We start from the raw sequence: 8,527 nt of genomic DNA, 5'->3' as shown, positions 1-8,527 counted from the left end.
CCGCCCCCGCCGACCCCCGCCCCGAGTGGGAGCAGCCGGAGGTGTTCCAGCTGGGCAAGGAAGCGGCGCATGCGACGTTCCGCGGGTATCCCACCCGTGCCGAAGCGCTGGCCGACAAGCCCGAGCAATCCCGCTACCACCGATCGCTCGACGGCGAGTGGCAGTTCGCCTTCTCGCCCAACCCGGAGGCGCGCCCGAAGGATTTCTACCGTCCCGACTTTGACGTGTCAGGGTGGAAGACGGTGAAGGTGCCAGGCATCCTGCAGGCGCTTGGCTATGGCCAGCCGCTGTTCAGCGGGGCGGGCTATCCGTTCGGGGCGAACCAGCCGTGGGTGCGCCACGACATGAACGAGGTCGGCTCCTATCGGCGCGAGTTCGACGTAGGCGCCGACTGGGCCGACCGCGACGTGTTCCTGACGATCGGGGCAGCGGGTGCTGCGTACTACGTCTGGGTCAACGGCGAGCGCGTGGGCTATAGCGAGGACTCCAAGCTCCCGTCCGAATTCAATGTGACACCGCACCTGCGCCAGGGGCGCAACGTCGTCGCGATCGAGCTCTACCGCTATGCCGACGGCAGCTATCTGGAGGACCAGGATTTCTGGCGGCTGAGCGGCATCGAGCGGAGCGTCACGCTGTATGCGGCTCCCAAGACCCGCATCCGCGACTTCGAGGCGCGCGCAGGGCTCACGAACAACTATCGTGACGGGTCGCTCGACCTGTCCGTGGAAGCCGCGGGCAAGAAGGCGCCGGCGCGCGTGCGTGCAACGGTGCTGGACGGCGAAACCGCGCTGCTGACGCGCGAGGCAACTGTGGCAGGAGCCGGCCGGACGGCGCGGATGCAGGCGACGCTGCCCGGCATCCGCACCTGGTCGGCCGAGCGCCCGGACCTCTACACGCTGGTAGTGGAGCTGCTCGACGCAAAGGGACAGGTGATCGAGGCCACGCGGCAGCGCATCGGCTTTCGCACGATCGAGATCGTCGACAACGAAGTACGGGTAAACGGCAAGCGGGTAATGATCCGCGGCGTCAACCGCCACGAGCATGATCCCCACACCTTCCGGGTGCTGTCCGAGGAGAGCATGCGCCGCGACATCGAGCTGATGAAGCGCGCGAACGTCAACGCGGTGCGCAACTCCCACTATCCCAATGATCCGCGCTGGTATGCGCTCACCGACGAATATGGCCTGTACGTCATGGACGAGGCCAATATCGAGAGCCACACCTATATGGCGATGGGCAACTCGAGCCCGGATCGCTCCAAGCATCAGCTGGGCTTCAAGCCGGAATGGGCGGCAGCGCACCTCGACCGGGTGCAGCGGATGGTGGAGCGCGACAAGAACCACCCCTCCGTCGTGTTCTGGTCGCTGGGGAACGAGGCCGGCATCGGGCCGAACTTCGAGGCGGCCGGCCGCTGGGCCAAGCGGCGCGACCCTACCCGGCTGCTCAACTATCTCGGCTGGGGCACGCTGATTTGGCGGCATGACCCCAACGCGTACGTCGACATCTATGCGCCGATGTACGACGACATCGAGAAGATGGTCGACTACGCCAACTCGCCCGAGTTCACCCAGCCGATGATCCAGTGCGAATATGGCCATGCGATGGGCAACAGCCTGGGCAATCTGCAGGATTATTGGGACGTGATCCGCGCCCACAAGAAGCTGCAGGGCGGGTTCGTGTGGGACTGGGTCGATCAGACGATGTTGCGTACCGACAAGGATGGACGCAGCTACTGGGCGCAGGGGTTCGACTATGGTCCCAGCCCGATCGGCGACGACAGCACGATCGGCGATGGCGTGATCCAGGCGGATCGCACGCCGGACCCGGAATATTATGAGCTCGCCAAGGTCTATGCGCCGATCGCGTTCGAGGCGGTGGACGCACGCGCCGGACGCTTTACGCTGGTAAACCGCCACGACCATATTGGCCTGGAAGGTTTCCGCTTCGACTGGGAGCTGCTGGAGAACGGCGTGGCGGTGGCCCGCGGGGATGCGACCGCGCGGCCGACGCCGCCGGGGACGCGAACGCCGCTGGACATCGTCCTGCCGCCGCGCACCCACGCCGCGGCCGAATATCGCGTGGTGCTGCGCGCCCATGCCGGTGCCGGCACCGTGCCGATGGTGCCGGAGGGGACGGTGATCGCGTGGGAGCAGTTCGCCCTGGAGGGGCCGGCGAGCCCCCTTCCCGCCTTCGCTGGGGCCGGCGTGAAGCCGGTCGCGCGTGCGGGTACGCTGCAGTTGGCGGCAGGCGGTGCGGTGCTGGAGGTCGACGCGACTACCGGGCTGCTCACCCGCTATGCTGCCGATGGTCGCACCCTGCTGACGGGCGGCGCGCCCAACTTCTGGCGTGCGCCGACCGACAACGACATCGGCACCGGCATCCCCAAGACGCATGCGATGTGGAAGCTGTTTTCCGAAAAGCGGACCCTGACTTCGGCGCAGATCGAGGGTGACGCCATCGCCGTCCGCTACAACATCGGCGCAGGCGCCGTGCGGTTCGAAACGCGCTATCGCATGGCAAAGGACGGCGCGGTGCGGGTGGAGGCGCGCTTCGTGCCGCTGCGCGACGACCTGCCCGATCCGCTCCGCATCGGCGTTGCCTTTGCGACGCCCCCGGCGCTCGACCAGGTGCAATGGTATGGGCGGGGTCCGCAGGAAACCTATTCCGATCGCAAGACCGGCGGACTGATCGCGGTGCATAGCGGTACGCTCGCCGAGCAGTATCACGACTATGCCCGCCCGCAGGAGACCGGCGCCAAGCAGGACGTGCGCTGGGTAGCGGTGGCCGGCAAGGCGGGCGGCGTACGGGTGACGGGCGCTCAGCCGCTGTCGGTCAACGCGCTTGCCTTCCCCTATTCCGACCTGGAGATGAAGCCGGTCGGCGAAGCCCACAGCTCCGACATCCGCCCGCACGGACAAGGCACGCTGCTGATCGACGCGGTGCAGACCGGCGTCGGCGGCGATACCGGCTGGAACCTCGATGGCCGGCCCCATGTGAAGTACCGCATCCCGCTTGAGCCGCGCAGCTTCGCCTTCGAGATCCGGCCCGAAGCCGTGAGGAACTAACCGCATGTTTTCCAAGCTCCTCGCCGGCGCCGCGCTGGCGGCGCTCGTCTCCGTGCCTTTGCCGGCGCTGGCGGGCGCGCCGGACCGGGCGGCCTTCCAACGCTCGGTCGACCTGCGCGAAGACTGGATCACGCTGACCCGCGACGTAGCCGGCGAAGCGTCGTGGAGCGCGGACGGGCGGCGTTTCGCCTATCGCAAGACGGTGGAGGGCGGCTTCGCCTTCGTCACCGTGGACGCGCAGACGCTCGTCAAGACGCCGGCGTTCGACGCGGCGCGGCTCGCAGGCGCGCTCGGAGAGGCGATGGGGAGCAAGCTCGATCCGCTGCGCCTGCCGTTCGAAAGCTTCACCTTCGGCGAGGGTCACACGATCGGCTTCGCGATCGACTATGCCGGATGGCAGTGCGACCTGGCGGCATATCGCTGTGCGCCAGCGCCGCACGATCAGGCACGGCCGCGCGGGTTCGGGGTCGTGCGCGACCTGCGAGTGCCGGCCGACAACCACCCCCGCCGCTCGCCCGATGGGCGCTATGAGGCGCTGGTGGTGGACGACAACATCGTCGTGCGGAATGCCGGGGGCAGCGATCCCCTGGCGCTCAGCACCGATGGCACGCCCGGCGACTTCTACGATCCCGAGACGATCCGCTGGTCGCCGGATTCACGGCATCTCGTCGCCTATCGGGTGCGCCCCGGCTACCCACGACAGGTGACGCGCGTAGCGGCGGCGCCCGAGGACACGCTTCAGCCGCAGGTGCGGACGCAGCTCTATCCAAAACCCGGCGATGCGGTGGATCAGGAGCGGCCGGTGCTGTTCGATGTCGCGGCGCGCCGGCGGATCGAGGTGGCCGACGATCTATTCCCCAACCCCTATCAGCTGTCGGACGTCGAATGGCGGAAGGACGGCCGCAGCTTCGCTTTCGAGTACCTGCGCCGCGGGCACCAACAGGCGCGCGTAATCGCAGTGGATGCCGAGACGGGTATCGCGCACGCCGCGGTGACCGAGGACGCCAAGACCTTCTTCTACTGGGATCGCCGGTTCAGCCACGACGTGAGTGGGCTCGGCCGGGAAATCCTGTGGACCTCCGAGCGCGACGGCTGGAACCACCTCTATCTCATCGACGGCCGCACCGGTCGGGTGAAGAACCAGATCACGCGCGGCAACTGGGTCGTGCGCGAGGTGGTTCATGTCGATGACGCGCGGCGGCAGGTCTGGTTCGCCGCCAGCGGCACGCACCCCGGCAAGGACCCGTACTACAAGCACTACTTCCGCGTGGACTTCGACGGGCGCAACCTGGTGGCTCTCACCAGCGCAGACGCGACGCATGAGGTGCGCTTCTCCCCCGACATGACCCGGTACGTCGACACCTATTCGCGGGTCGACCTGCCCAACGTGTCGGAGCTGCACCACGCCAGCAACGGGCGGCTGATCGCCACGCTGGAGCGCGGCGACATCAGCCGGCTGGTCGCCGCCGGCTTCCACCCGCCCGAGGCCTTCGTCGCCAAGGGCCGCGACGGCAAGACGGACATCTGGGGCCTGGTCGTGCGTCCACGCGACTATGACCCGGCCAAGCGCTACCCGGTGATCGAGAACATCTATGCCGGACCGCACGACAGCTTCGTGCCCAAGGCGTTCTGGCCGTTCGGCTATCATTCGGGCGGCGACAAGGTGATCGGCATGCAGGCGCAGGCCGACCTGGGGTTCATCGTCGTACAGATCGACGGCATGGGCACGGCCAACCGGTCGAAGGCGTTCCATGACGTCGCCTGGAAGAACCTCGCGGACTCGGGCTTCCCCGATCGCATCGCGTGGCACAAGGCGCTGGCGGCCAAGGACCCGTCCTACGACATCGGCCGGGTCGGGATCTACGGCGCCTCGGCCGGCGGGCAGAGCACGCTCAACGCGTTGCTGTTCCACCCCGACTTCTACAAGGCGGGGGTCGCCTATGCCGGCTGCTACGACAACCGGATGGACAAGATCAGCTGGAACGAACAATGGCTCGGCTGGCCGGTGGACGAGAGCTATGCCGCCGCCTCGGGCGTCGACCATGCGGGCAATCTCCAGGGCGAGTTGCTGATGATCGTTGGCGAGCAGGACAGCAACGTCGATCCCGCCTCCACGATGCAGGTCGCCGACGCGCTGATCCGCGCGGGCAAGGATTTCGAGCTGCTGATCGTGCCGAACGGTGAGCATAGCGTCGGCCGCTCGACCGGCCCGATCGACTATATCCAGCGGCGGCAATTCGACTTCTTCGTGCGCAAGCTCGCCGGAGCAGAAGCGCCGAAGTGGAACGCGCCCCCTCTGTCGAAGTAATTGCGCAAACAAATTGCGGTTTTGTCTCGCCAGCCTCTTCCGTCAGCGGCGGCGCTGGTTACACTCGCGATATGAACCGTCTCCGCACCCGCTTCGCCTCCGTTGCCGCGCTTGCGCTGGCAATGCCCATGCTGCTCGCCAACGGCTATGACGATGTCGATCCCCGGATCGGAACGGGTGGCGAAGGCCATACCTTTCCGGGTGCCGTCGCGCCGTTCGGCATGGTGCAGCTGAGCCCGGACACCGACACGTCCTGCGAAATCCGCGAGTGCTATCCCCATGCTGCGGGCTATCGCTACGACGATCCCACGATCCAGGGCTTCTCGCACACCCACTTCTCAGGTGCTGGTCATTCGGACCTGGGCGATTTCCTGGTGATGCCGGTCGCAGGCGACACGGTGCCGCTGGAGCCGGGCGATCCAAAGCAGCCGGGCTCGGGCTATCGCTCGCGCTTCAGCCATGCCGATGAGGTCGCGCAGCCGGGCTATTATGCGGTGACGCTGACCGATCCGGGTGTGCGGGCAGAGATGACGGCGGGTACGCGCGTCGGCGTTCATCGGTACAGCTTTGGCAGGGACAAGGCGGCGCACCTGCTGCTGGATCTGCGCAGCTCGCTCTACAATTATCCCGGCAAGATCCTGTGGTCGTCGCTGCGGCTGCGGCCGGACGGGACGGTGACCGGCTCCCGCACGACGCGCGGCTGGGCGGCGGGACGCCAGCTCTATTTCGCCATGCGTTTCTCGGCGCCGGTCAAGAGCCACGCCTTTGTCAGCACCGAAAAGGACGTGAAGTACAAGGGCTTCCAGACGCCCGGCCGCGGCAGCGATGCGGTGGCGGAGCGGACCGGCCAGGCGCTGGTGGGACGGCTCGACTTCGGAAACCTCGACGCGCCGCTGGAGGTGAAGGTCGCGATCTCGTCGGTGGACGAAGCGGGCGCGATCGCCAATCTGGAAAGCGAGAGCGGCGGCTTCGATGCGGTACGCGCGCAGACGCGCGGCGCCTGGGAGAAGGCGTTGTCTGCGATCGAGATCGAGGCGCCCGCCCCCATGCGGCGCAACCTCTATACCGCGCTCTACCACAGCCTGATCGCGCCATCGGTCGCAGGGGATGTCGACGGGCGCTATCGCGGGCCGGATAATGCGGTGCACAAGGCGGAGGGCTTCACCTTCCGCTCGACCTTTTCGCTATGGGACACGTTCCGCGCCGAGCATCCGCTGCTGACGCTGGTCGCGCCGGAACAGACCAACAGCGACATGGTGCGCTCGCTGATCGCCAGTCGAAAGGTCAGCCCCGACGGCATCCTGCCAGTGTGGCAGTTCCAGGGGCGGGAGACCTGGACGATGATCGGCTATCATGCGGTGCCGGTGATCGCCGACGCGTACATGAAGGGCATAGGCGGCTTCGACGCCAATGAAGCGCTGGACGCGATGGTCGCAAGCGCGACCTATGATCCGTACGGCGGCCTCGGCGACTATCAGAAGCTCGGCTATGTCGCGATCGATCGTGAGCCGGAGGCGGCATCCAAGACGGTCGAATACGCCTATGACGACTGGACGATCGCGCGCATGGCCGAGAAGTTGGGCCGCAGCGACGTGGCGAAACGCTTCTACGCCCGCGCCGGCAACTGGCGGAACAGCTTCGATCCGAAGACCGGCTTCGTCCGTGCGCGGAAGAGCGACGGCGCCTTCCGCACCCCCTTCGATCCGACCGCCATCAACTATGGGTCGGATTATACAGAGGGCAATGCCTGGCAATACAGCTGGTTCGTGCCACAGGACCAGGCGGCGCTGTTCCGCGCGATGGGTGGCGACGCCAAAACCGTCGCCAAGCTCGACGCAATGTTCGAGTACGACAACTCCAAGCTCGACTACAGCCATGCCGAGGACATTGCCGGGCTGATCGGCCAGTATATCCATGGCAACGAGCCGAGCCACCACGTCGCCTATCTCTATGCGCACGCGGGTGCACCATGGCGGACGCAGGCGCGGCTGAAGCAGATCGTCGACAGCCAGTACAAGCCGACGCCGGATGGCCTTTCCGGCAACGACGACCTGGGCCAGATGTCGGCGTGGCTGATGTTCACCGGGCTGGGCTTCTATCCGGTGACGCCGGGCAGCCTGGAATATGTGATCGGCCGCCCGTTCGTGGAACGCGCGGGGCTGAACCTGCCCAATGGCAAGCGCTTCAATGTGGTGACCGAAGGGCTGAGCGACGCCAATCCGTACGTTGGCAAGGTGACGCTGAACGGAAAGCCGCTCGCCCGCACCTATCTGCGCCACGACGAGATCCTGGCCGGCGGCGAATTGCGCTTCATGATGCAGGCCACGCCCAATCGCAGCTGGGGCAAGGCAGCGAGCGCCCGCCCCTACTCCATGAGCACGGCGCGCTGATGCCGGTCGTCGAAGTCTGCATCGACGAGCCGGCCGGCATCGCCGCGGCGGTCGCGGGCGGTGCCGATCGCATCGAGCTGTGCGCGGCGCTGTCGGTGGGCGGGCTCACCCCGCCGGCGTCGCTGGTGCGGTTGGCGGCTGACGCACCCATCCCCGTCCACCTGCTCGCGCGACCGCGCGATGGCGACTTCTGCTACGACGCGGCCGAGGCTGCGCTGGTGGCAGAGGACATCAGCCTTGCAGCCGAAGCAGGACTTGCCGGGGTGGTGATCGGGGCGAGCGCACCCGACCGTCGCCTGGACGTGCCGCTGCTGGGCCAATGGGTGGCGCATGCTCGCGATGCCGGCTCGCGGCGCGGTGTTCCGCTGTCACTGACGCTGCATCGCGCGTTCGATCTTTGCCCCGATCTTCCCGCGGCGCTGGACGTTGCGGTGGAGCTCGGCTTTGACCGCATTCTGACCTCGGGCGGGCAGCCGCGTGCAGTGGACGCGTTGCCGATGCTGGCGGAGTTGCACCGTCGCGCGGCCGGGCGGATCCGCATCCTGCCGGGCAGCGGCATCGACGCGACCTGTGCGCCCGCGATCCTCTCTACGGGAGTCCAGGAGCTGCACGCCTCCTGCCGCAGCCCGGCCGGCGATGCGGGCGAACTGGAGCGCCGCTTCGGCTTCCAGAACGGGCCGCGGCTGCGCACAGATCCGGAACGAGTGCGAAAGCTGAAAGCCTGTGTCGCATCGGTGTAATCGCAGCTTGAATAATACCAATGT

At 67.2% G+C, this 8,527-nt stretch carries 4 protein-coding genes; all 4 read left to right on the top strand.

Annotated features, from left to right (window positions below; genetic code table 11):
• Positions 1–3,065 (top strand): glycoside hydrolase family 2 TIM barrel-domain containing protein (locus LK533_RS09145; protein ID WP_229362480.1); only part of this gene is annotated, 3,065 nt, incomplete at its 5' end.
• Positions 3,066–3,069: 4 nt separating this feature from the next.
• Positions 3,070–5,373 carry a S9 family peptidase gene (locus LK533_RS09140; protein ID WP_229362479.1) on the top strand — a complete coding sequence of 768 codons (2,304 nt, stop codon included), beginning with the start codon at positions 3,070–3,072 and terminating at the stop codon, positions 5,371–5,373.
• 71 nt (positions 5,374–5,444) lie between these two features.
• A complete protein-coding gene (locus LK533_RS09135) occupies positions 5,445–7,763 on the top strand; it encodes a GH92 family glycosyl hydrolase (protein ID WP_229362478.1) in 2,319 nt (772 codons plus the stop codon).
• The gene (locus LK533_RS09130; protein ID WP_229362477.1) at positions 7,763–8,503 is read left to right on the top strand and encodes a copper homeostasis protein CutC; all 741 of its coding nucleotides are present in this window, start codon (positions 7,763–7,765) and stop codon (positions 8,501–8,503) included. Before LK533_RS09135 ends, LK533_RS09130 begins: the two co-directional genes overlap by 1 nt.
• Positions 8,504–8,527: the final 24 nt, after the last annotated feature.

It is taken from the genome of Sphingomonas sp. PL-96 (assembly GCF_020707215.1).
Lineage (GTDB): Bacteria > Pseudomonadota > Alphaproteobacteria > Sphingomonadales > Sphingomonadaceae > Sphingomonas.
This window is presented reverse-complemented; position numbering and strand designations above follow the sequence as displayed.

What these genes read in the sequence shown, in the direction of transcription:
- LK533_RS09135 (WP_229362478.1), top strand. Translation starts at nt 5,445, where the DNA reads ATGAACCGTCTCCGCACCCGCTTCGCCTCCGTTGCCGCGCTTGCGCTG.
- LK533_RS09130 (WP_229362477.1), top strand. Translation starts at nt 7,763, where the DNA reads ATGCCGGTCGTCGAAGTCTGCATCGACGAGCCGGCCGGCATCGCCGCG.
- LK533_RS09140 (WP_229362479.1), top strand. Translation starts at nt 3,070, where the DNA reads ATGTTTTCCAAGCTCCTCGCCGGCGCCGCGCTGGCGGCGCTCGTCTCC.